Origin of the sequence: Pseudorhodoferax sp. Leaf265, from assembly GCF_001422365.1 — a bacterium.
Lineage (GTDB): Bacteria > Pseudomonadota > Gammaproteobacteria > Burkholderiales > Burkholderiaceae_C > Pseudorhodoferax.
In genome coordinates this window covers 533,183-554,975 of sequence record NZ_LMMT01000001.1, presented here as the reverse complement: position 1 = coordinate 554,975, position 21,793 = coordinate 533,183, and the positions used below count along the sequence as shown (strand labels likewise).

Sequence of the window (21,793 nt, the reverse complement as noted above, 5' to 3'; positions counted from 1 at the left end):
TTCAGGCCGGTGTGGGCGCGTCCGAGAAGCGCTCGCGGATCCCCAGCACCTGCGGCAGGATGCCGACGAAGACCGGTACCAGCGCGGGGTCGAACTGCTTGCCAGCCTCGCGCTCGAGCAGCGCCACCGCGTCTTCCACGCTCCAGGCCGCTTTGTAGGGCCGCACGCTGGTCAGCGCGTCGAACACGTCGGCAATGGCGACGATGCGCGCCTCCAGCGGGATGGCTTCACCGGCCAGGCCACCCGGGTAGCCACTGCCATCCCATTTCTCGTGGTGGCTCAGTGCGATCTTCGCCGCGATGTGCAGCACGCCGCTGTCGTGCTGGCCGATGATGTCGGCGCCGATGGTGGCGTGCGAGCGCATCACGGCCCATTCGTCGGGCGTCAACTGGCCCGGCTTGCGCAGGATGTGGTCGGGAATGCCGATCTTGCCCACGTCGTGCATGGGCGCGGCGTGCAGCAGGTCCTCGGCATCGCGCGGATCGAAGCCCAGCGCCAGCGCCAGTGCCTGGGCGTAGTGGCTCATGCGCAGCACATGCTGGCCGGTCTCGTTGTCCTTGTACTCGGCGGCGCGGCCCAGGCGCTGCACGATCTCCAGCCGCGAGGCCTTGAGTTCGTCCATGCGCACCAGCGACAGATGGGTGCGCACGCGCGCGCGCACCACGGGCGGGCTCACGGGCTTGATGATGTAGTCGACCGCACCGGCGTCGAAGCCCTGCGCCTCGTCGCCGGCGTCCGACAGCGCGGTGACGAACACCACCGGGATGGACTGCGTGATCGCGTCGGCCTTGAGCGTGCGGCAGACCTCGTGGCCGCTCATGCCCGGCATCATCACGTCCAGCAGCAACAGGTCGGGCTTCTCCTCGCGCGCCAGCTTGAGCGCGGTGGCGCCGTCGCGCGCATACAGCAGCCGGTAGTCGGCCTGCAGGATGCCGCGCAGCACCTGCAGGTTGGTGGGTTCGTCGTCCACCAGCAGCACACGCGGGCGGCGGTCGGTTTCGGTTGTCATGGCAAGGTTCCCAGCTCGGTCTGCAGGCTGCTGCGCAGCCGGTCCACGCAGCGTACTGCCGCATCGAAGTCGAAGTTGTCGATGGCATCCATCAACTGGCGCATGTCCGCAGGCGAGAGCACGTCGGCCAGCTGGTTCAGTGCGTCTTCGTCGAGTTCGTTGCGCTTGAGGGCCCGCCGCAGCCCCTCCAGGTCGGACAGCACGCTGCGCTGCTCCAGCGGGGCCAGCGCGGTGGGCGGGCGCGGCGCCGGCTCGGACGCCGGTGACGGCAGGATCGCCACCACGGCCTGCAGCTGGGCCAACAGGGCCGGCACTCCGGCCTGCATGGCGGGCAGCTGCCCGGCGCGCGCCGCACGCTCCAGCACCTGCGCGGCCAGGCGCAGGGCCGGCAGCGCCAGGTTGCCGGCGGCGCCGCCGACGCGGTGGGCCAGCGCGGCCAGCGCGGCAGTGTCCTGGCGGTCCAGTGCGTCGGCCAGGTCCAGCGGGGTGGTGGCACACGATCGCACGAAGTTGGCGATCGCGTTCTGCAGCCGCTCGCGGGTTTTCCACAGGGCCAGGCCCTGGTTCCAGTCGACCACATCGGAGGCGCTTTCGCGCAGTTCCAGTGGCCGTGTGGCCGGCATCTGCGTCTGCAGACCCAGCACGCGCGCCATCTCGCCGAACAGCTGGCCAGTCACCACCGGCTTGGTGGCGAAGCCGTCCATGCCGGCCTGCTGTGCGGCAAGCCGGTCGGCCGCCTGCACGCTGGCTGTCAGTGCGATGACGGGCGTGGGCACCAGGCCCTGGTCGCGCTCGTGCGCGCGCCATGCGCGCGTGGCGCTCAGGCCATCGAGCTCGGGCATGTGCATGTCCATCAGCACCAGGTCGAACCTGTGCTCGGCCAGCAGCGCCAGCGCTTCGCGCCCGTTGCGCGCGCTGCGCACGCTGTGGCCATCGGCCTGCAGCAGCAGGTCCAGCAGTTCCACGTTCTGCGGCACGTCGTCGGCCACCAGCACCGACAGCGGCGGCAGCCGGCTGGTGCTGGCGGCGGCGTCCACCACCGGCTCCTGGCCGCCCGGCAACGGCAGCTGTACCTCGAAGCGGCTGCCCACACCAAGCTGGCTGCTGACCACGATGCGCCCACCCATGAGCTCGGTCAGCTGGCGTGCGATGGTGGTGCCCAGGCCCGTGCCGCCGAACTGGCGCGTGATGGTGGCATCGGCCTGCGCGAACGCGTCGAAGATGCGCTCCACGCGTTCTGGCGCGATGCCGATGCCGGTGTCGACGATGGCGATCACGGTGGTCTCGGCACGCTGCGCGATCTGGATGCGGACCTGGCCGCGGTGCGTGAACTTGATCGCGTTGCCGACCAGGTTGACCAGCACCTGCTGGATGCGCAGCGCATCGCCCCGGCGGTAGTCCGAGAGCAGGGCCGGGTAGTCCAGCGCCAGTGCCAGGCCCTTTTTCTCGGCCGACAGGCGCATGGAGTTCACCACCTGCTCGCAGAGCTGGCGCAGCGAGAAGTCGGCGACCTCCAGTTCGACTGCGCCCTTCTCGAGCTTGGCAGTGTCCAGGATGTCGTTGAGCAGGCCCAGCAGCGACTGGCCAGCCTGGCGCACGGTCTCCAGGTGGCGGCGCTGCGTGGGCGCCAGCGCGGTGCTGAGCAGCACGTCGGTGAAGCCGAGGATGGCGTTCATGGGCGTGCGGATCTCGTGGCTCATGTTGGCCAGGAAGCTGCTGCGCGCCTGGGCCGCCTGCTCGGCGGCGGCCTTGGCCCGGCGCAGTTCGCGCTCCATGGTCTTGCGCAGCGTGATGTCGGTCTTGAAGGCCATCATCTTGACGACGCGGCCGGCGCCGTCGAACACGGGGTTGTAGGTGGCCTGCACCCACAGTTCGCGGCCGTTCTTGCCCACCCGCTCGAATTCGCCAGCCAGCACGTCGCCGCGCTTGAGCGCCGCCAGCATGCGCAGCTGTTCTGGCGCGGCACGCTGGTGCTGGGGCAGCATGTCCTGGTAGGGCCGGCCGATCAGTTCGTCGGCGCGGTCGTAGCCCAGCATGGCCACATAGTTGTCGTTGCAGGCCAGGATGCGGCCATTGGGGTCGATCTCCAGCACGGCCATGGCGCGGTTGAGCACCGAGCCGGTGGTCTCGAAGGCCCTGGCCCGCTCGCGTTCGTCGGTCACGTCCAGCATCACGCCGTCGATCCACTGCAGCACGCCATCGGCATCGCGCACGGCGCCGGCCGACTCGGCGACCCAGCGCTCGGCGCCATCGGCGCGGCGCAGGCGGTACTCCACCGCATAGGGCTCGTCCTGCGCCAGTGCCTGGGCGATGGCGGTGCTGCGCGCCTGCCGGTCGGCCGGCGGAATCAGGGCTTCCAGGCTGCGCTTGTTGCCGGTGAACTCATCGGCGCGCCAGCCGGTCAGCGTCTCGATGCGCTCGGAGACGAACAGCATCTGCGCGTGCAGCCTGGCCTCGCTGCGGAACGCCACGCCGGGCATGTTGGCGATCAGCGTGCGGTACTGGGCTTCGCGGTTGCGCAGCGTGCTCTCGATGGCCTTGTGCTCGGAGATGTCGGTCACGATGCCCAGGTACATCGGCTCGCCCGTGTCTTCGGTGCGGCTGATCGCCAGCCGCAGTGCGACGGGATGGCCGTCGCGGTGCCGGCCGACGACCTCGCGGCTGGCGCCCAGCAGCGGGCCGAAACGGTCCTGCAGCTGCGCGGCATGGGCCGCCGAGCGCGGGTCTGCCGGCATGTTGTTCATGAGCAGGGCGATGTTGCGGCCCACGATCTCCTGCGCCGGCCAGCCGAAGATGCGCTCGGCGGAGGCGTTGAACGACAGGATGCGGCCGTGGCGGTCGGTCGAGACGATGCCGTCCACCGCCGTGTCCAGCACCGCGCGCAGCCGGCCGTCGCTGTCGCGCAGGCGCTGGTTGAGGTACTGCGAGCGCAGCAGCGCCTGCACCGTGACGGCCAACGCGCCGATGGTCACGGCCACGAAGGCGATGCCCAGCGCCAGCACGGTCTGGGCGTCCTGTGCGGGGTCGAACGCCGGATCGGTCGCGCCGATGAAGCGCGCGGCAGCCATGCCCAGGTAGTGCATGCCGGCGATGGCCAGGCCCATCACCACGCCGGCCAGCAGGTTCAGCGCGTGGCCGCCCAGACGCAGGCGGTGCGCCAGGCCGAAGCGGATCCACAGTGCGAGCACGGCCAGCACCACCGCCAGCACGATGGAGGCGGCAAAACCGAGCGGGTCGAACGCCAGCCGCGCATCCATGCGCATGGCCAGCATGCCGCCGTAGTGCATGGTGCCGATGCCGGCGCCCACCAGCAGGCCGCCCAGCAGCAGTTGCCCGGCGCGCACGCGCGGGCGTGCCAGCAGGTGCAGGGCGGCGGCGGCGGCCAGCAGGCTGGGCAGCATGGACAGCAGCGTGATGCCCGGGCTGTACTCGACGTCGGTGCACAGCTGGAAGGCCAGCATGCCGATGAAGTGCATGGCCCAGACGCCAGCGCCCAGCGCCAACGAACCGGCGCCCAGCGCGGACCAGCATGCCGCCGGGTGCGTGGTGCGGCGCACGCCTGCGGCCAGCTGCATCGCGGCCCACGAAGCGGCCACCGCCACCACCACCGACAGCGCCACCAGCCAAGGGTTGTAACCGCCCGCAATCTGCTGCGCCGGTGGCACCGGCTCCAGCAGGAACCAGCGGGACCAATCGAACGGGGGCTGCGGCTGCATCTGAACTTGTTACAAAATCTGACGAAATCGTGCGGCCCGTATGTTCGCCAATAGAGCGGATGCAGGCGTGCAAGCTTTCCACATGCACGCTGTTTTCCCGCGGCGTTGTGGCGCGGACGCCGCAATTTGGCTCAGTTCTGCAGGCGCAGCGCCGCCGCTTCGGCCGGTTCGGGCGGGCTGTAGAGGTAGCCCTGGGCGCCGTCGCAGCCGCAGGCCGCCAGGAATTCGGCCTGGGCCTGCGTTTCCACGCCTTCGGCCAGCACGCGCAGGCCCAGGCCACGCCCCAGCGCCACCGTGGCGTGCACGATGGCGGCATCCTGCTGGTCCTGCGGCAGCGCCGTGACGAAACTGCGGTCGATCTTGAGTTCGTCCAGCGGGAAGCGCTTGAGGTAGGCCATCGACGAGTAGCCGGTGCCGAAGTCGTCCAGCGAGAGCCGGATGCCCAGCGCGTGGATGTCGTGCAGCAGGCCGATGGTCTGGTCGCCTTCGCCCATGGCGACCGTCTCCGTGATCTCCAGCCGCAACAGCGCCGGCGGAATGGCGCTCTCGCGCAGCGCCAGCCGCACCACCTGCACGATCTCGCCGTGGGTCCACTGGCGTGCCGACACGTTGACGGCCACGGGCACCGGCCGCAGCCCGGCTGCGAGCCAGACGGCGATTTGCCGGGTCACCTGGCGCACGGCCCAGGCGCCCATGTCGACGATCAGGCCGGATTCCTCGGCCAGCTGGATGAACTCGGACGGCGGCACGGACTGCCCGGGCGCCGGCTGCCAGCGCATCAGGGCTTCCATGCCGATCATGCGGCCGCTGTCGAAGGCGAACTGCGGCTGGTAGTGCAGTTGCAGGCGCTCGTGCAGCAGGGCCTGGCGCAGGTCGACCTCGCGCGCCAGGCGGTCGTGCATGCGGGCGTTGATGTCGGCGGCCCAGATGTGGAAGCTGGCCTTGGGCTGGCCCTTGGCGCGGTACATGGCCATGTCGGCCTTGGACAGCAGGTCCTCGATTTGCGTGCCGTCGCGCGGCACCAGCACCACGCCCACACTGGCCGAACTGGGCAGTAGGCGGTGGCTGAACTCCGGGCCCAGCGCCACGTCGCGCGACAGCGCGTCGACGATCTTTGTGGCGCCCAGCGCGGCGCCCTCCGGCCCGCCCACGTCTTCGAGGATCAGCACGAACTCGTCGCCGCCCCAGCGCGCCACCGTGTCGGTGTTGCGGCACAGGGCCTGCAGCCGCTGGGCCAGCACGCGCAGCATGGCATCGCCGGTGCGGTGGCCCAGCGTGTCGTTGATGTGCTTGAAGCGGTCCAGGTCGACGAACAGGATGGCCGCCACGCTGTGCTGGCGCTTCACGCGCGAGAGCGTCAGCTGCAACTGCTCCTGCAGCAGCACACGGTTGGGCAGGCCGGTCAGCGCGTCGTGGGTCGCGGCATGCTCGCGCTCGCGGGCGGCTTCCAGTGCTCCGGTCATGTCGGTGAACACCAGCACGGCGCCGTCGATCCCCCCGTCCGTGGCGCGCAGCGGACTGGCTGTCGCGCGCAGGCTGCGCAGGCCCTCGGCCGAGCGCAGGCGCAGCAATTCGCGCACACGCACGCTGACACCCTGGGCGACACAGGCCGTGATGGCAGCATGCAGCGCTTCGTGGCTGTGCGCCTCCAATGGATAGGCGATGGCCAGCGGGCGCCCGTCCAGCACCCTCGGCGCGGCCTGCAGGACCGCGCTGGGATTGGCGAAGCGCACGGTGTGGTCGGCGCCATCGACGGTGAGCACTGCATCGTCGATGGCGCGCAGTGCGGCCTGGGCCTGGGCGCGCGTGCGCTGCTGCTGGCGCTGCTCCGCGCGTGCCCGCGCTGCTTCACGGAAGCCCAGCGCCACCGCCAGGCCGGCGACCGGCAACGCCGGGGGCAACCAGCGCTGCTGGGTCAGCAAGGCCGAGCTGGCGGCCAGCGGCAGGCACAGCAGTGCCAGGGCCAGCAGCAGGCGTGCCGGTGCCTTGCGTGGCCGCAGCGCCACCGCGCTCACCAGCAGCAGCGTGAACAGCGCGGCCAGTGGCGTCGGCACTTGTTCGACGGCCACGGGTGCAAGGGGGAGCGCTGCAGGCGCTGCGGCATCCGGCTGCAGCAGGTGGTAGGCCAGCAGATCCAGATGCTGCAGGCCTGCCGGCTGCCACCAGGCGAGCAACAGCGTGACGGCGGCACCGGCAAACCACCAGGTGGCGCGCGCAGCTGCCGCGGCGGCGAGGTTGCGCCGCCGAGGCCGCGCGCTCCCGCGACCGGTCGGGTCGACGGTGCGGGGGAGCGGGGCGGACATGGTGGCTGTGTCGGTGCTATAGAACAGCCCTGATTGTATGGATTGTTGTCAAGCAACAGTTTTGTATTCACATGGAATACTGTCCTGTTCATGCGGGGCTGGAGCGCAACCCGTAGGTCTTGTCGCCCACGAACAGGTATTCCACCCGCATGACGGCATCGCCCTGCTCGCCCTTGAACGTGAAGCCCACGGCTGCGACGCGGTCGCCTGTGCGGATCTCCGCGGCCTGCCAGGCGCGCATGCGCGTGAGCGGTGCCAGTTCCAGCTCCCAGCGCCGGTCCTTGCGCGTGGGCAGCACGGTGTTGGCCAGCAAGGCGGCACCGTCGATGCCAGCGCTCTGGGGGGGCAGCGTGCGCTGCTTCAAATCGGCCGGCAGGGCCAGTGCGGCCGGCGTCTCGACCACGAGTTCGGCGTGCGGGTTGCGCCAGCGGCTCTCGACGACCTGGCCTTCCAGGTAGATCGGCCGGTCCTGGTCGAAGCTGCTCCAGCCGTGGTGGGCGTAGGCGCGCTGCAGCGCCAGCGGGGTGGCCAGGCTGGCCAGCGCGAACAGCCGGCGGCGCGTGAGGTGCAGGGTCATGGCATCGCTCCTTGGTGGTGGTTCATTCGTAGGCAATCCAGCGGCCGCAGGCAATGGCCGCCAGCCACAGCAGGGTGGACGCCAGCATCTGCAGCCTGGCCAGCCGGTCAAGCCGCGCCAGCGCGCCGCGGCCGTGGAACCAGGCTGCGTTGCAGCCGGCCAGCGCCAGCAGCCCCATCTTGAGCAGGAAGCTGCGGTTGGCCAGCAGTTCGCCGGGGTGGCTGGCGAACATCAGCAGGCCGCTGCCGGCGGCCAGCGCGAAGCCGGCCAGCGCCAGCGTGAGCGACAGCCGCGCCAGCGCCGGCACCGGCAGCGCGGCGGCGCCGCCGAACACGCGCACCTCCAGCGCCACGAGGTTGCCCAGCAGCAGTGCGATGCCGACGATGTGCACCACTTCGAGGGCAGGGTAGGCCCAGGGGTGGGACTGCAGGGCGGCGAAGGCGTCCATGCGGCCATCTTCGCACCGGTGCGCGACGCGGCGCGAATGCCCGCGTCAGTTGTCAGGCAGAGCGCCTTCGCGCGTCATGAGCGCGGCGGCCGAGGCGCGTGTTTCCACCCCCAGCTTGGCGTAGGCATGTTCGAGGTGCTTGTTCACGGTGCGTGGCGACAGGCCCAGGATGTCGCCGATGTCCCGGTTGGTCTTGCCCTTGGCCAGCCAGGACAGCACCTCGACCTCGCGCGGCGTGAGTTCGGCCTCGCGCAGCCGTGATGCCGCCTGCGGCCGCACCTGCAGGAGCGCCATGGCCTCGGCCATGCCGCTGGCGCCGATCCATTGCAGCCGCAGCTCCTCGCCCCCCGTGGTGGCCAGCAAGGCCGAGCCGCCGCCGGCCGCGCGCAGCGGCGCGAGCTGCGGCGCCAGCCAGGCCTGCCATTGCTCGGCCGGCCGGGCCGAGAAGCGCTGCAGCCATTCGGCCGCACGTGGCGAGCGCCAGGCCAGCCGGTCCTGGTGGTCCAGCAGCAGCACGCCCAGGCCGCCGAGGTCGACCGCCTCGCGGGCCAGCCGCGAGACCCGTGCGTTGCGCACATGGGTGCCCAGGCGCGCCAGCACCTCGTCGATCTTGACGGGCTTGACCACGTAGTCCACGCCACCGGCTTCGAAGCCCGCAACGATGTGCGCCGTTTCCGACAACGCGGTCATGAAGATCACGGGCACGTGGGCGCGCTCGGGCAGGGCCTTGATGCGCCGGCAGGTCTCGAAGCCGTCCAGGCCCGGCATCAGCGCATCGAGCAGGATGGCGTCCGGGATCACCCACTCCAGGCCCTGCAGCGCGGCCTCGCCGCTGCGCGCCACCAGCACGCCGTAGCCGGCCGCCTCCAGGGCGTCCACGAGGAAGCCCAGCGTGTCCGGCGCATCGTCCACGACCTGCACGACCAGTTTTTGCGGTGCGGCCGTCATTCCCGTTGCAACCATCTCAGAAGACTCTCCAGATCGACCCGCTCGACCAGCTGGCGCAGGTAGTCGCACTCGCGCTGCGTGGCGGGATCGGCCATGCGGGCGATGCCGCGTTTCAACGAGCCCAGATCGCCGATGCGTGCGAGCCAGATCAGCTCGGCCGTGGCCTCGTTGGACAGGGTGTGGGCCAGCGCCTGCGCGGGCTCGGGCACCAGCCGCTCGGGTGGCACCTCGTGGACCCACTCGAGCTGCAGATGCCGCTCCAGCTGGCCCATCAGTTCGGACTCGGCCACCGGCTTGGTGACGAAGCCGTTGCAGCCGCTGCCGTCCAGCTGCCCCGGTGCGTGGAACACGTTGGCCGACACCATCACCACCGGCAGCGCCGCGTGGCCGGCCTGGCGCAGGGCGCGGCAGGTGGCCCAGCCGTCCATCTCGCCCATGTTCACGTCGAGCAGCACCATGTCGGGCGGATGCGAGGCCACGGCCTGCAGGCATTCGGGGCCGCTGGCGGCCTCCTGCGTGACGAAGCCCAGCGGGATCAGGATCGCGGCCAGCAGCTGGCGCTGCTCGGGCTGGTCGTCCACCAGCAGCAGACGGCGCCGCTCGCCGCGGTAGCCGATCACCCGGCGGTGGTTCTCCACCTGGTGCTGGTCGATGGCCGTCAGTTCGCGCATGTACAGCCTGAGCCTGAAGCAGCTGCCCTGGCCGATGCTGCTGGTGACCGACAGTTCGCCGCCCATGAGGTCGGTCAGCAGCCGCGTGATCGCCAGGCCCAGGCCCGTGCCGGGCTCGTGCGCGACGCGGCCCGAGCCGCTGCGCTCGAACGGCAGGAAGATGCGCTCCAGGTCGTGCGCGGCAATGCCCACGCCACTGTCCTCGACCTCGAAACGCGCCACCTCCATGCGGTGCGACACGCGCAGCACCACCTGGCCCGTGGCCGTGAACTTGATCGCGTTGCTGAGCAGGTTCAGCAGGATCTGGCGCAGCCGCCTGGCATCGGCCTGCACGTAGGCCGGCAAGGCCCGCGCCGACAGTTCGAGCCGGAACGCCAGGCCCTTGGCATGCGCCTGCGGCTCCACCATGCGCACCAGATCGTCCAGGAAGTCGCGCAGCGAGACCGCGGCCGGCTCGATGCGCATGCGGCCGGCCTCGATGCGGGCCAGGTCCAGCATGCCGTCGATCAGGCTGGACAGGTGCTGGCCGCTGCGCTGGATGGTGGCCACCGGCCCGCGCACGGCCTCGTTGTCGGCACTGCGCAGCAGCACCTGCGAATAGCCCAGGATGCTGTTGAGCGGCGTGCGGAACTCGTGGCTCATGCCGGTCACGAAGCGGGTCTTGGCCAGGTTGGCGGCCTCGGCCACCTCCTTGGCCTTCTGCAAGGCGGCGTCGGTGCGCTTGTGGGCGTCGATCTCGCGCAGCAGCAACTGGTTCTGGTGGTTGGATTCGTCCTGTGCCACCTCGCGGCTTTCCACACCCAGCACGATCCACCAGGCCCCCACGGCCAGCAGCAGCAGCGCCAGTGTGTAGACCTTCTGGAAGCCCGTGCGCATGCTGGCGCGCGCATGGGCGTCCAGGTTGGCGGCTACCACGTCCTGGTAGTACACCAGCCCCATCACGGTGGACAGCAGCAGCACCAGCGACACCAGCACCACCAGGTAGTGCGTGAGCCGGAAGTTCACGCGCTGCGCCACCGCGCCGGGCAGCAGCTTGCGCAGCAGGTCGTGGGTCTGCTCGGACGCGCTGGAGCGGCTCTTGCAGCGGTCGTGGCAGCGCGATTCCAGCGTGCAGCACAGCGAGCAGATCGCCGCGCCGTAGGCCGGGCAGAAGGACATGTCCTCGGACTCGAAGCGGTTCTCGCAGACCGAGCAGGCCACGCTTTCGCCAGGCTGCCACAAGGGCGTGCGCGGGCGCGCGATGTACCAGCGCCCGCGCGTGCCCCAGGCGATCAGCGGCGCGGCCAACAGGGCCGTGCCCAGCGCCAGCAAGGGCGAGAACGCGCGCGCCCCCGGCCCCAGCGCACCGGCGTAGCTGGCCACCCCCACGGCTCCGGCCAGCAGCATGGCGCCCACGCCCACCGGGTTGATGTCGTACAGGTGCCCGCGCTGGAATTCGATGCCCTGGGGCGACAGGCCCAGCGGTTTGTTGATGACCAGGTCGGCCACCAGCGCGCCGACCCAGGCGATGGCGATGTTGGCGTACAGGCCCAGCACCTCCTCCAGCGCGCGGAACACCCCGAGCGTGAGCAGCAGGATGGCGATCAGCACGTTGAACACCAGCCACACCACGCGGCCCGGATGGCTGTGCGTGAGCCGCGCGAAGAAATTCGACCAGGCCAGCGAGCCCGCATAGGCATTGGTGACGTTGATCTTGATCTGCGAGATGACCACGAACACCACCGTGATCGCTACCGCCCAGGCCGGGTCGGCGAACAGCAGGCCGAAGGCGGCGAGGTACATCTGCGTCGGGTCCAGCGCCTTGTCCAGCGGCAGCTGGATCTGCAGCACCAGGTAGGCCAGCAGCATGCCGCCCAGCATCTTGAGCATTCCGGGCACGATCCAGCCTGGCCCGGCGGCCAGCACGGCAGCCCACCAGCGCAGCCGGTTGGCCGCGGTCTTCTCGGGCAGGAAGCGCAGGAAGTCCACCTGCTCGCCGACCTGCACCACGAGCGCGAAGGCCATGGTGGCGGCCGCGCCGAACATCAGCCAGGAGAAGTCTCTCTCGCCGGAGGTGAAGCCCGACAGGCCGGGCAGCTGCGCGAACACGCCGGGGTTCTTGACCGCGATGGCGATGAAGGGCAGCACCAGCAGCGCCAGCCACAGCGGCTGCGTCCACGACTGCAGCCGGCTGATGAAGGTGATGCCGTAGGTCACCAGCGGAATCACCACCAGCGAAGACAGCAGGTAGCAGGCCGTGATCGACCAGCCGGTGAAGTACAGCTGCAGCGCCGAGGCCATGATGGCCGCCTCCAGCGCGAAGAAGATGAAGGTGAAGCTGGCGTAGATCAGCGAGGTGATGGTCGAGCCCAGGTAGCCGAAGCCCGCGCCGCGCGTGAGCAGGTCCATGTCGACCGCGTAGCGCGCCGCGTAGTAGCTGATCGGCAGCGCGGTGAGGAAGGTGATGGCGCCGACCAGCAGGATCGCCCACAGCGCGTTGGCAAAGCCGTAGTTCAGCGCCATGGCCGCGCCGATGGCCTCCAGCGCCAGGAACGAGACCGCGCCCAGCGCGGTGTTGGCCACGCGAAATTCCGACCAGTGGCGGCGCGCCCGCGGCGTGAAGCGCAGCGAGAAATCCTCCATGGTCTCGTTGGCGACCCAGGTGTTGTACTCCCGGCGGATGCGGAAGATCTTCTGGGCGGGGGCTGCGGCGGCGGAGGTGTCGTCCATGGAACCCCTGGCCCATGCAATAAACGTACCCTCGCCGGACCGGGGAGGGCCGGAAAACTTGCCGAAACTGGATAACCGCGGCCAGCGCCCTGGTGCTTCAATGGACTTCCCAACGATGACGACCGGAACACCACGTGAGCACTCAACCATCGGCCGGCGGTGAGACCACCGTCCTCGGCGCCTGTCCCCACGATTGCCCCGACACCTGCTCCATGCTGGTCAAGGTCAAGGACGGCAAGGTCACGGGCGTGCAGGGCAATCCCGACCATCCGTTCACCCAGGGGCGCCTGTGCGCCAAGACCAACCACTACCAGGAGCGCGTCTACCATCCCGAGCGCGTGCTCTACCCGATGCGCCGCAAGGGCCCCAAGGGTGCGGGCCAGTTCGAACGCATCGGCTGGGACGAGGCCTTGGAGACGGTCAGCGCGCGCCTGCGCGCCACCATCGCCCGCTCGGGCCCGCACGCGATCCTGCCGTACAGCTACCTGGGCACCCAGGGCCTGGTGAATGGCCTGACCGTCGGCGACCCGTTCTTCAACAAGCTGGGCGCCACGGTGTCCGAGCGCACGTTCTGCGATTCGGGCGCCTGCACCGGCTACATCATGACCGTGGGGCCCACGCCCGGCATGGACCCGGAGAGCTTCCAGCACTCCAGGCTGATCATCCTGTGGGCCTGCAACATGCTGAGCACCAACGCCCACATGTGGCCGTTCGTGGAGAAGGCGCAGCGCAACGGCGCCAAGCTGATCGTCATCGACCCGGTGCGCACCCGTGGCGCGCAGCAGGCCGACCAGCACATCCGCATCCGCCCGGGCACCGACGCCGCGCTGGCCCTGGCGATGATGCACGTCATCGTCAACGAGGGACTCACCGATGCCGACTACGTGGAGAAGTACACCACCGGCTTCGACGAACTGCAGGCGCACGTCCAGCAGTACACCCCGGAGTTCGCCGCCGAAGTGACGGGCGTGGACGCCGAGGTCATCCGCGTGCTGGCGCGCGAGTACGCCACGGTGCAGCCGTCCGCGATCCGCATCGGCGTGGGCATCGAGCGCTCGGCCGGCGGTGGGCAGCTGGTGCGCGCCGTCACGAGCCTGCCGGCCCTGGTCGGCGCCTGGCGCAAGCCGGGTGGCGGCATCCTGCAGCTGCCGCTGTGGGCATTCCCGATCAACTGGGACGGCCTGCACCGCGCGGACTTCATCCCCGAGGGCACGCCGGTCGTCAACCAGTGGCAACTGGGCCGCGCGCTCACGCACGATCTGGGACTGCAGACGCCGATCGAGACGCTGTTCGTCTACAACAGCAACCCGCTGGTGGTGGCGCCCGACCAGGCGCGGCTGGTCGAGGGGCTGTCGCGCGAGGACCTGTTCACGGTGGTGAGCGAGCATTTCGTGACCGACACCGCGCGCTACGCCGACATCCTGCTGCCCGCCACCACGCAGGTCGAGCAGGCCGACCTGATGTTCTCCTGGGGGCACTTCTACCTGACGCTGAACCAGCCGTCCGTCGCGCCCATCGGCGAGGCCGTGAGCAACGCCGAGCTGTTCCGGCGGCTGGCGCGCGCCATGGGGTTCGACGATCCGTTCTTCTACCGCGACGACGAACAGATCATGCGCGAGTCCATGGTGTGGGACCACCCCGCCCTGCAGGGCATCAGCATGGAGGGCCTGCGCGCCACCGGTTATGCACGGCTGAACCTGCCTGCGCCCGACAGCTATGCGCCGCATGCCGAAGGCGGCTTTCCCACGCCTTCGGGCAAGGTCGAGCTGAAGGCCTCGATGGCGGCCGGCGGCAACTTCGTGCTGCCGGTGTTCCGCCAGGGCTACGCCGGCCTGCAGGACGGTGGGCCGGTCGATGCGCTGCCCACGTTCCGGCCACGCCACGAGACCGGGGCGACGGACGCGGCATTGGCCGCCTCCTACCCGCTCTCGATGATGTCGCCCAAGGGCCACGCCTTCCTCAATTCCAACTACGGCAACATGCGTCGCCAGCTGGCCCACCAGGGGCCGCAGTACGTGATGATCCACCCCGCCGACGCCGCGGTGCGCGGCATCGCGCACGAGGATGTCGTCACGGTGCGCAACGGCCGCGGCAGCTTCAAGGCGCAGGCGCGCGTCACCGAGGATGCGATGGCGGGCGTGGTCGTCGCGCCGCTGGGCTTCTGGGTCGCGGGCAGCATCGCCGGCGCCACCCCGGCGGCGCTCAATCCCACGGCGTTCGCCGACCTGGGCCGCGCGCCGACCTTCTCCGACAACCTGGTCGAGGTCGTGCCGGGCTGACCTTTCCAGAGCAACACACCACCCACCATGACCCACGTCGTCACCGACAACTGCACGCAGTGCCGCTACACCGAATGCGTGACCGTCTGTCCCGTCGCCTGCTTCCGCGGCGACGGCACGCGGCTGTACATCGACCCCGACCTGTGCGTGGACTGCGGCGCCTGCGTGCCCCAATGCCCGGTGCATGCCATCGTCGACAGCTTCGACCTGGAGGACGACCAGCAGATCTGGATCGGCGTGAACGCCGAGCGCGCCAAGGCCTTGCCCACGGTGCGCGAGCGCGCCGTGCCGCTGCCGACCGCGGCCGAGCGGCGCGCCGCACTCGGCCACTGACCGTGCAGGCCGCAGCATGACGCCCGCCCCGGTCATCTCCATCGTCGGCGCCGGCCCGGCCGGCTTCTACGTCGCCGAGGCCCTGCTGCAGGCCCTGCCCGGTGGCCGGCTGCACCTGTTCGAGCGTGCCGCCGCGCCGCACGGGCTGGTGCGCTACGGCGTGGCGCCGGACCACCAGAAGCTCAAGCAGGTCGCCGCCGTGTTCGATGGCATCGCCGGCCACGCGCGGCTGCAGCTGCATGCCGGCGTCGAGATCGGCCGCGACCTCGCACTGGACGCGCTGCGCGCCGGCAGCCACGCCGTCGTGCTCACGCATGGCGCCGCCCTGGGCCGCCGCTTGGGCATCGCAGGCGAGTCGCTGCCGCAGGTCTTCAGCGCGGCTGCCTTCGTGGGCTGGTACAACGGCCACGCCGAGCATGCCGGCCTGGCGCCGGACCTCGCCGTGGACAGCGCGGCCATCGTCGGCCACGGCAACGTGGCGCTGGACGTGTGCCGGCTGCTGGTCCGCAGCTTCGACGACCTGGCCGTCTCCGACATCCCCCAGCCGATGCTGCAGGCGTTTCGCCAGCGCGGCATCCGCGAGGTGCACCTGCTGGGCCGCGGCGGCCCGGGCAGCATGAAGTTCACCTTCAAGGAGTTCCGCCAGCTGGCCGACCTGCCCAATGTGCGCATCCGGCTGCCGCAGGCCGACAGCTTCACCGAGGCCATGTGGGAGCAGGCCGACAGCCCGGACGCCCGGCGCGTGCTGCAGTGGCTGCGCGCCCAGCGCGACGTGCCGGTGGACGCGACGGACGGCAGGCTGACGGTGAACCTGTGGTTCCACGCCACGCCGACGGCCTTCGTCGGTGCCGGCACGCTGCGTGGCGTGCGGCTGCGTTCGGGCCTGGGCGCTGGTCAGGACGTCGAGATTGCCTGCGGAATCGCCGTCACCTGCGTCGGCTTCGCCAGCCGTGCGATCCCGGGCGCACCCGGCTGCACCGCGGCAGGCCACCTGCACCACCGCGCGGGCCAGGTGCTGGACGAGGCGGGGCAAGCGGTGCCCGGCCTGTTCGTGGCGGGTTGGGCCAAGCGCGGCCCGTCCGGCATCATCGGTACGAACCGGGCCTGCGGCGACGAGACCGCCGCGACGCTGCTCGCGACCCTGCCCGCGCTGCTGCAGGGCCCGCCGCCGCAGGCCACCGACTTCGGCGCGCTGCTGCAGTCGCGCGGCATCGCCACGTTCGGCCATGCCGGCTGGTGCCTGCTCGATGCGCACGAGCGCGCGCAGGGCGCTGCGCTGGGCAAGCCGCGCGAGAAGCTGCTGTCGCTCGACGACGCGCTGCGCACGCTGGCCACCCTGGCCCCTGCATGAGCATCGCCGGGCCGGGCGAGGGCGCACCGGCGCACCGGACCGCCTGCGTGGCCGCACCCGGGTGCGACGCCACCAGCGCCCTGCTGGCCCCCTGGCTCACGCGCCGCTCCACCGGCCCGCGCAAGCTGGTGGCGCCGGGCCCGGGGCCGGGCGAATGTGCGCTGCTGCTGCAGGCCGCGGCGAATGTCTCCGACCATGGCCGGCTGCGCCCCTGCCGCATCGTGCCGGCCGACACCGACCAGCGTGAGCGCTATGCCCAGGCCTTCCTGGCCTACGCCGCGGCGGCGCGCGGCCTGGCGTGTGCGGCGCTGCTCGATGCGCAGGTGCGCGACGAGGAGTGCGCCAAGGCCTTCGGCGCGCCGTGCCTGCTCAGCGTGGTGGCGCGCATCGCCACCGACGTGCCGCAGGTGCCACCGCACGAGCAATGGATGAGCGTGGGGGCCTCGCTGGGCGCGGTGCTGGGCGCCGCGACGGCCCTGGGCTATGCCGGCAAGGCCCTCAGCGGCCCGCGCGTGGCGCATCCGGCGGTGCGCGCGGTGGCCTGCGGCGCAGGCGAGGTGCTGGCGTGTTTCGTGTATCTCGGCAGCCGGCCATGAACTTGCTGAATCTGGATAACGCGGGCCCGTCCACGCCCAACAGAATTTCTTCCGCGCCTGCTGTCGGGCGTGGGAGAAACCAATTGACCAGCCAACCAAGCCGCTCCGTGCCCCTGTCCCGCCTCGGTGCCTGCGCGCTCGCCGCGGGCATCCTGCTCGGCCCCTGCACGGCCCGCGCCATCGACGTCGAAGCCGGCGACTACACCGCCTTGCCCGATGGCACCCGTGCCTTCATCGTCTATGGCCAGTACGCCCGGCGCGACGCGGCCTATGCCGCCGGTGAACGCCAGCCGGGCACGCCGCGGCTGGCCAGCACGGTGGGCATCGCGCGCTACCTGCAGGTGCTGCGCATCGACGACCGCTGGACGGTCGACCCGCAGCTGCTGCTGCCTTTCGGGCACCTGCGCGCCTCCGGCGACCTGGCGCCGCTGGGCAGCCGCTCGGGCGTGGGCGACCTCATCCTGGCCACGGCCTTCAAGTACAAGATCGACGCGGCATCCGGCGAGGTCTTCGGCTTCACGCCCTACCTGTACGTGCCCACCGGCAGCTACGACGCGGACCAGCCCCTGAACCTCGGCGAGCACCGCTGGAAGTTGGCGCTGCAGACGGCCTATACCCGCGCCATTGCGCCGCGTTGGCGCGTCGATGCGGTGGGCGACGTCACCTTCTTCGGCAAGAACGACGCCTGCCGTGCCGCCTGCGGTGCGGCGGCCGATGCGACCTTGCGGCAAAAACCCTTGTACGCCGGCCAGCTGTACCTGCGCTACGACCCCGCTGCAGGCGTCTCCACGGCGCTGGGGATCACGCACGCCCTGGGCGGCGAAAGCCGCGTCGACGGTGTCTCGCTGAACGACACCGTGGGCACCACCGCCGTCAAGCTCACGGCCAGCACCTTCGTGGCCCCGAACCTGCAGTTGATGGCCACCGTTGCACGCGACGTGCACGTGCGCAACGGCCTGCGCGAGCAGGCGCGCCTCAACCTGCGGGCCTTCTACCTGTTCTAGGCGCGCTGGCGGCCAGCGACTCCGACGGCCGCTCGCCGTACATCTGTGCATAGGCCTGGGCGAAGCGCGGCAGATGGCTGAAGCCCACGGCAGCCGCGACGTCCTGGACCAGCACGCCGGGCGCACCACTGGTCAGCTGCCGGCGCGCAGCCGCCAGCCGCAGCGTGCGCAGGTAGGCCATCGGGTTCTGGCCGTAGATGCTCTCGAAGGCGTACTGCAGGGAGCGGCGCGAGCAGCCCAGCTGCAGGCACAGGTCGGAGACCGACAGCGGCTCGTGCAGCCGCTCGAGCATGGCCGTGCGGGCGCGCCTGGCGATGCGCGGATAGCTGTCGGCGCGCAGCTTGTGCGCGGCGCCGCCGCCGCTCTCGATCACGCTGCCCAGGTAGTCGATGGTCAGTTCGCGCAGGCCGAGCAGCCGGGCCGGCCAGTCGGCGGCTGCGGTGTCGTCGTCGGCCTGCTGGAGTTCGGCGATCCGGCGCTGCAACGCCGTCTTCAATCCTCCGGCCCGCGACCAGCAGTCGTGGTCGGCGAAGACCTTGTGCCATTGCTCGGGCGTGCGTTCGGGTGCCAGCGAATGCAGGGCGGAGGGCGCCAGCGTGATGCCCACGCACACCGCGTGCGTGGGGGTGCGCAGCTCGAACTCACGCCCGGGCGTGAAGGCCACGACCGCGTCCTGGTCGATGTGGCGGCCGTTCCAGTACGCCCGTTCCGACAGTTCGCAGGCCATGGCGATGGTGAAGTGGCCCGGGTCGGACACGCCCGTCTGGAACACGCTCTGGTCCAGCGTTTCCTGGAAGACGGTGATGTCGTTGGCGCTGAACGCGAAGAGGCTGCCCGAGAACCGGCCCGGCGAGAGCTGCTCGTAGGACTGCTCCAGCAAGCCGAAGCTGGAGGCCTGCTCGTGCGGATCGCGCGCGTGCACCAGGAGGCGGGCGGTGTCGTGGAGGGAGGCCATCGGCTGTCGTGGGTCGGGTGTCTGCGCCGGTGCGGAGCTGGTGTGGGTCGGCATGGGTCAGCAGGAACCGTGCCAGTCGTCCGGCTCCCGCCTGTGCTCAGCGCCGCGGCAGCAGCGTGCTGGGCGCGGTGCCGAAGGCCTTGCGAAAGGCGTGGCTGAAGTGGGAGAAGTCGGTGAAGCCGCTGTCCAGCGCGGCCTGCGAGACGCTGCGCGCGCGTCCCTGCTCGATGGCCAGGCGGCTCGACAGCAGGCGCTCGTGCCAGATCGTGGCCATCGGCGTCTTCTGGTGGCGGGCGAAGGCGCGGACCAGCGTGCGTGGCGACACATGGATGGCCTGCGCCACGCCCTCCGGCGACAGGTCGGGATCGGCCAGGTGCGCGCGGATGTGGCGCATGGCGGCCGCGTACAGGTCGCGCTCTGCCGCGCGCCCGGGCGCGTCCTGCAGTTCCAGGCTCAGAACCAGCAGTTCCAGCAGCGTCTCGCCGAACCGCGCGGCCATGGCCGCGTCGGCCTGCACGCTGGGGTGCACGACGGCCTGCAGCAGCATCTCGCGCAGCGGCACCAGCCCGGGCCGCCGTTCGTCCAGCACCACGGCGGTCAGCCGCTCCACGCCGCGCACCCGCTGCGCGAGCAGGCGCCGGGGGATGCGCATCAGGTGCGCGGCCTGGCCGCCGAAGTCGAAGCGGAAGGGCTGGTCGGCGTCGTAGAGCACGATGTCGCGCGCACCCAGAGATGCCTGCCGGCCGCCTTGCTCCAGGGTGCCGGCACTGCGGTCCATGAAGCCGAGCCAGAGATCGTCGTCGGGCTCGCCGCGCACCTGCCCGGACGTGCGCTCCCAGTGGTGGACGGGCGCGCGCACCGTGCACAGGTCCATGGCCCCCAGGGGCCGGACCCACAGGCTGCCGTCGAAGTCGCTGGTGTCCAGCGGGTCGCTGTGCGCGGCGATGCAGTGGCGGCAGACGACCTCCTTCCAGTACTCGAAGCGCTGGCCCGGTGCGATCTCGGTGGTGGTGTATTCGATGGTCATCGCGGTTGGTCTGGATGGTGGCGGCTGCGGGGGCCGCCATGCGTGCAAGACACGTACCAGCGAGGCGGCGCGGCACCACCCGCAAGCATGCGGCGGCCACCTGCGGGAGGCGATCCGGATTCACCCGGAGTCCGCGGGGCCGGCGTTGCGCTGCCGCGCGCCTGCGGCAACGCATGTCCATGCCAGCCAAGAAGATGGCGGGCACAGCCAAGTCGGAACCGCACGCCCTTCCTACGATGGCGCCATGCCCTGCACGCCGTGCGTCGGCCCCCGTGGCCCGCAGGCGTCGCCGGTCCACCACCGCTTGTGCAAGGAACTTCCCGCATGGCCATCGCCCGTCCCAACGCCGAACAGCTCGCCGACATCGCCCGGCGGCTGCACATCCACCTGACGCCCGAGCGCGTCGACACCTACCTGGCGCTCATGCAACCCAGCCTGGACGCCTACGACCTGATCGACGGCATGCCGGACCACGTGCCGCCGGTCGACCATCCACGCGGACCGGGCCGCCGCCCGTCGGCGGCGGAGAACCCCGACAACGCCTGGTACGTCAGGACCGAGGTGAAGGGCGCGGCACAGGGGCGGCTCGCGGGCCGCACGGTGGCGCTCAAGGACAACATCGCGCTGGCCGGCGTGCCGATGATGAACGGCTCGGCCACGCTGGAGGGCTTCGTGCCCGCCTTCGACGCCACCCTCGTCACGCGCATGCTGGAGGAGGGCGCCACCATCGCGGGCAAGGCCACCTGCGAGCACTTCTGCCTGTCCGGCGGCAGCCACACCTCCGACCCCGCGCCGGTGCACAACCCGCGGCGCCACGGCTACAGCGCCGGCGGGTCGTCCTCGGGCAGCGCGGCGCTGGTCGCCGCCGGCGCGGTTGACATGGCCATCGGCGGCGACCAGGGGGGCTCGATCCGCATTCCCTCGGCCTTCTGCGGCACCTACGGCATGAAGCCCACGCACGGGCTGGTACCTTACACGGGCGTGATGCCCATCGAGTCGACGCTGGACCACGTCGGCCCCATCACCGCCAACGTGCGCGACAACGCGCTGCTGCTGCAGGTGCTGGCCGGTGCCGACGGGCTGGATCCACGGCAGGGCGGCGTGCGCGTGCACGACTACGCGGCGGGGCTCTCGGAAGGTGCCGGCGGCCTGCGGATCGGCGTGCTGGCCGAAGGCTTCGCGCTGGCCAACCTCGACCCGGCCGTGGCCGCGAAGGTGCGCGCCGCGCTGGAGCGGCTGCGCCGGCTGGGCGCCACCGTTGCCGACGTCTCCGTGCCCGAGCACGCGATCGGCCCCGCGCTGTGGCAGCCCCTGGGCTGCGAGGGGCTGACCGCGCAGATGATGCATGGCAACGGCATGGGCTTCAACTGGAAGGGCCTGTACGACGTGGGCCTGGTCGACCGCCATGCCCAGTGGCGCGAGCAGGCCGACCGGCTCTCGCCCACGCTGCAGATCTGCATGCTGGTGGGCCAGTACGGCATCGAGCGCTACCACGGCCGCTATTACGCCAAGGCGCGCAACCTCGCGCGGCTGCTGAGCTCGGCCTACGACCGAGCGCTGGGCGACTGGGACCTGCTGGCCATGCCCACGGTGCCCATCACGGCCACGCCGCTGCCACCAGCCGACGCGCCCGTGGCCGAGTACGTGGCCCGCGCCTTCGAGATGCTGGGCAACACCGCGCCGTTCAACATCACCGGCCACCCGGCCATGTCCATTCCCTGCGGCATGGTCGACGGACTGCCGGTGGGGCTGATGCTGGTCGGCCGGCCCTGGGCCGAGGCCACCGTCTACCAGGCCGCGGCCGCGTTCGAGGCCGGTGGCGACTGGAGGGCACTGTGAACCCGGCACGCCGCACGTTTTTCTTCCA

15 protein-coding genes are annotated in these 21,793 nt (G+C 71.0%); 6 read left to right on the top strand and 9 right to left on the bottom strand.

Features of this window, described 5'->3' with window-relative positions; genetic code table 11:
• Position 1 precedes the first annotated feature (1 nt).
• The 7 genes from ASF45_RS02620 to ASF45_RS02590 all read right to left on the bottom strand — a co-directional run bounded on the left by ASF45_RS02620 (position 2) and on the right by ASF45_RS02590 (position 12,381).
• A complete protein-coding gene (locus ASF45_RS02620) occupies positions 2-1,009 on the bottom strand; it encodes a two-component system response regulator (protein ID WP_056656408.1) in 1,008 nt (335 codons plus the stop codon).
• Positions 1,006-4,725, bottom strand: a complete 3,720-nt coding sequence (locus tag ASF45_RS02615) for a PAS domain S-box protein (protein ID WP_056656406.1) — start codon at positions 4,723-4,725, stop codon at positions 1,006-1,008. The genes ASF45_RS02620 and ASF45_RS02615 overlap by 4 nt, the downstream gene beginning before the upstream one ends.
• 131 nt (positions 4,726-4,856) lie before the next feature.
• A complete protein-coding gene (locus tag ASF45_RS02610) occupies positions 4,857-7,028 on the bottom strand; it encodes a bifunctional diguanylate cyclase/phosphodiesterase (protein ID WP_156472790.1) in 2,172 nt (723 codons plus the stop codon).
• A gap of 88 nt (positions 7,029-7,116) precedes the next feature.
• Positions 7,117-7,605 carry a DUF6152 family protein gene (locus ASF45_RS02605; RefSeq protein ID WP_056656400.1) on the bottom strand — a complete coding sequence of 163 codons (489 nt, stop codon included), beginning with the start codon at positions 7,603-7,605 and terminating at the stop codon, positions 7,117-7,119.
• A gap of 22 nt (positions 7,606-7,627) precedes the next feature.
• The gene (locus tag ASF45_RS02600) at positions 7,628-8,053 is read right to left on the bottom strand and encodes a hypothetical protein (RefSeq protein ID WP_056656397.1); all 426 of its coding nucleotides are present in this window, start codon (positions 8,051-8,053) and stop codon (positions 7,628-7,630) included.
• A gap of 45 nt (positions 8,054-8,098) precedes the next feature.
• Positions 8,099-9,016 (bottom strand): response regulator transcription factor, encoded by a 918-nt coding sequence (locus ASF45_RS02595; protein WP_235580786.1) that lies wholly within the window; start codon positions 9,014-9,016, stop codon positions 8,099-8,101.
• A complete protein-coding gene (locus ASF45_RS02590) occupies positions 8,998-12,381 on the bottom strand; it encodes an ATP-binding protein (protein ID WP_056656390.1) in 3,384 nt (1,127 codons plus the stop codon). Before ASF45_RS02590 ends, ASF45_RS02595 begins: the two co-directional genes overlap by 19 nt.
• Before the next feature lie 134 nt (positions 12,382-12,515).
• On the opposite strand from ASF45_RS02590, the gene ASF45_RS02585 reads away from it, so the two are divergent.
• The 5 genes from ASF45_RS02585 to ASF45_RS02565 all read left to right on the top strand — a co-directional run bounded on the left by ASF45_RS02585 (position 12,516) and on the right by ASF45_RS02565 (position 17,944).
• On the top strand, positions 12,516-14,660 hold the full coding sequence (locus tag ASF45_RS02585) for a molybdopterin-dependent oxidoreductase (protein ID WP_235580785.1): 2,145 nt from the start codon (positions 12,516-12,518) through the stop codon (positions 14,658-14,660).
• Positions 14,661-14,687: 27 nt separating this feature from the next.
• A complete protein-coding gene (locus tag ASF45_RS02580; RefSeq protein ID WP_056656384.1) occupies positions 14,688-14,993 on the top strand; it encodes a ferredoxin family protein in 306 nt (101 codons plus the stop codon).
• Positions 14,994-15,009: 16 nt separating this feature from the next.
• Complete coding sequence (locus ASF45_RS02575) at positions 15,010-16,344, top strand: hypothetical protein (protein ID WP_056656381.1); 1,335 nt, start codon at positions 15,010-15,012, stop codon at positions 16,342-16,344.
• Positions 16,341-16,940 carry a nitroreductase family protein gene (locus ASF45_RS02570; protein ID WP_056656378.1) on the top strand — a complete coding sequence of 200 codons (600 nt, stop codon included), beginning with the start codon at positions 16,341-16,343 and terminating at the stop codon, positions 16,938-16,940. Before ASF45_RS02575 ends, ASF45_RS02570 begins: the two co-directional genes overlap by 4 nt.
• A 107-nt stretch (positions 16,941-17,047) precedes the next feature.
• On the top strand, positions 17,048-17,944 hold the full coding sequence (locus ASF45_RS02565; RefSeq protein ID WP_056656374.1) for a transporter: 897 nt from the start codon (positions 17,048-17,050) through the stop codon (positions 17,942-17,944).
• Here ASF45_RS02565 and ASF45_RS02560 read toward each other — a convergent pair.
• Together ASF45_RS02560 and ASF45_RS02555 are read right to left on the bottom strand one after the other, a co-directional pair.
• Positions 17,916-18,899 carry a helix-turn-helix domain-containing protein gene (locus ASF45_RS02560; protein ID WP_056656371.1) on the bottom strand — a complete coding sequence of 328 codons (984 nt, stop codon included), beginning with the start codon at positions 18,897-18,899 and terminating at the stop codon, positions 17,916-17,918. The two genes, ASF45_RS02565 and ASF45_RS02560, sit on opposite strands and share 29 nt — an antisense overlap.
• 97 nt (positions 18,900-18,996) lie before the next feature.
• Entirely contained in the window at positions 18,997-19,926 is a 930-nt protein-coding gene (locus ASF45_RS02555) for a helix-turn-helix domain-containing protein (protein ID WP_056656368.1), read from the bottom strand.
• A 324-nt stretch (positions 19,927-20,250) separates the two neighbouring features.
• Between ASF45_RS02555 and ASF45_RS02550 the strand changes: the two genes are divergently transcribed.
• Entirely contained in the window at positions 20,251-21,765 is a 1,515-nt protein-coding gene (locus tag ASF45_RS02550; protein ID WP_056656365.1) for an amidase, read from the top strand.
• Positions 21,766-21,793: the final 28 nt, after the last annotated feature.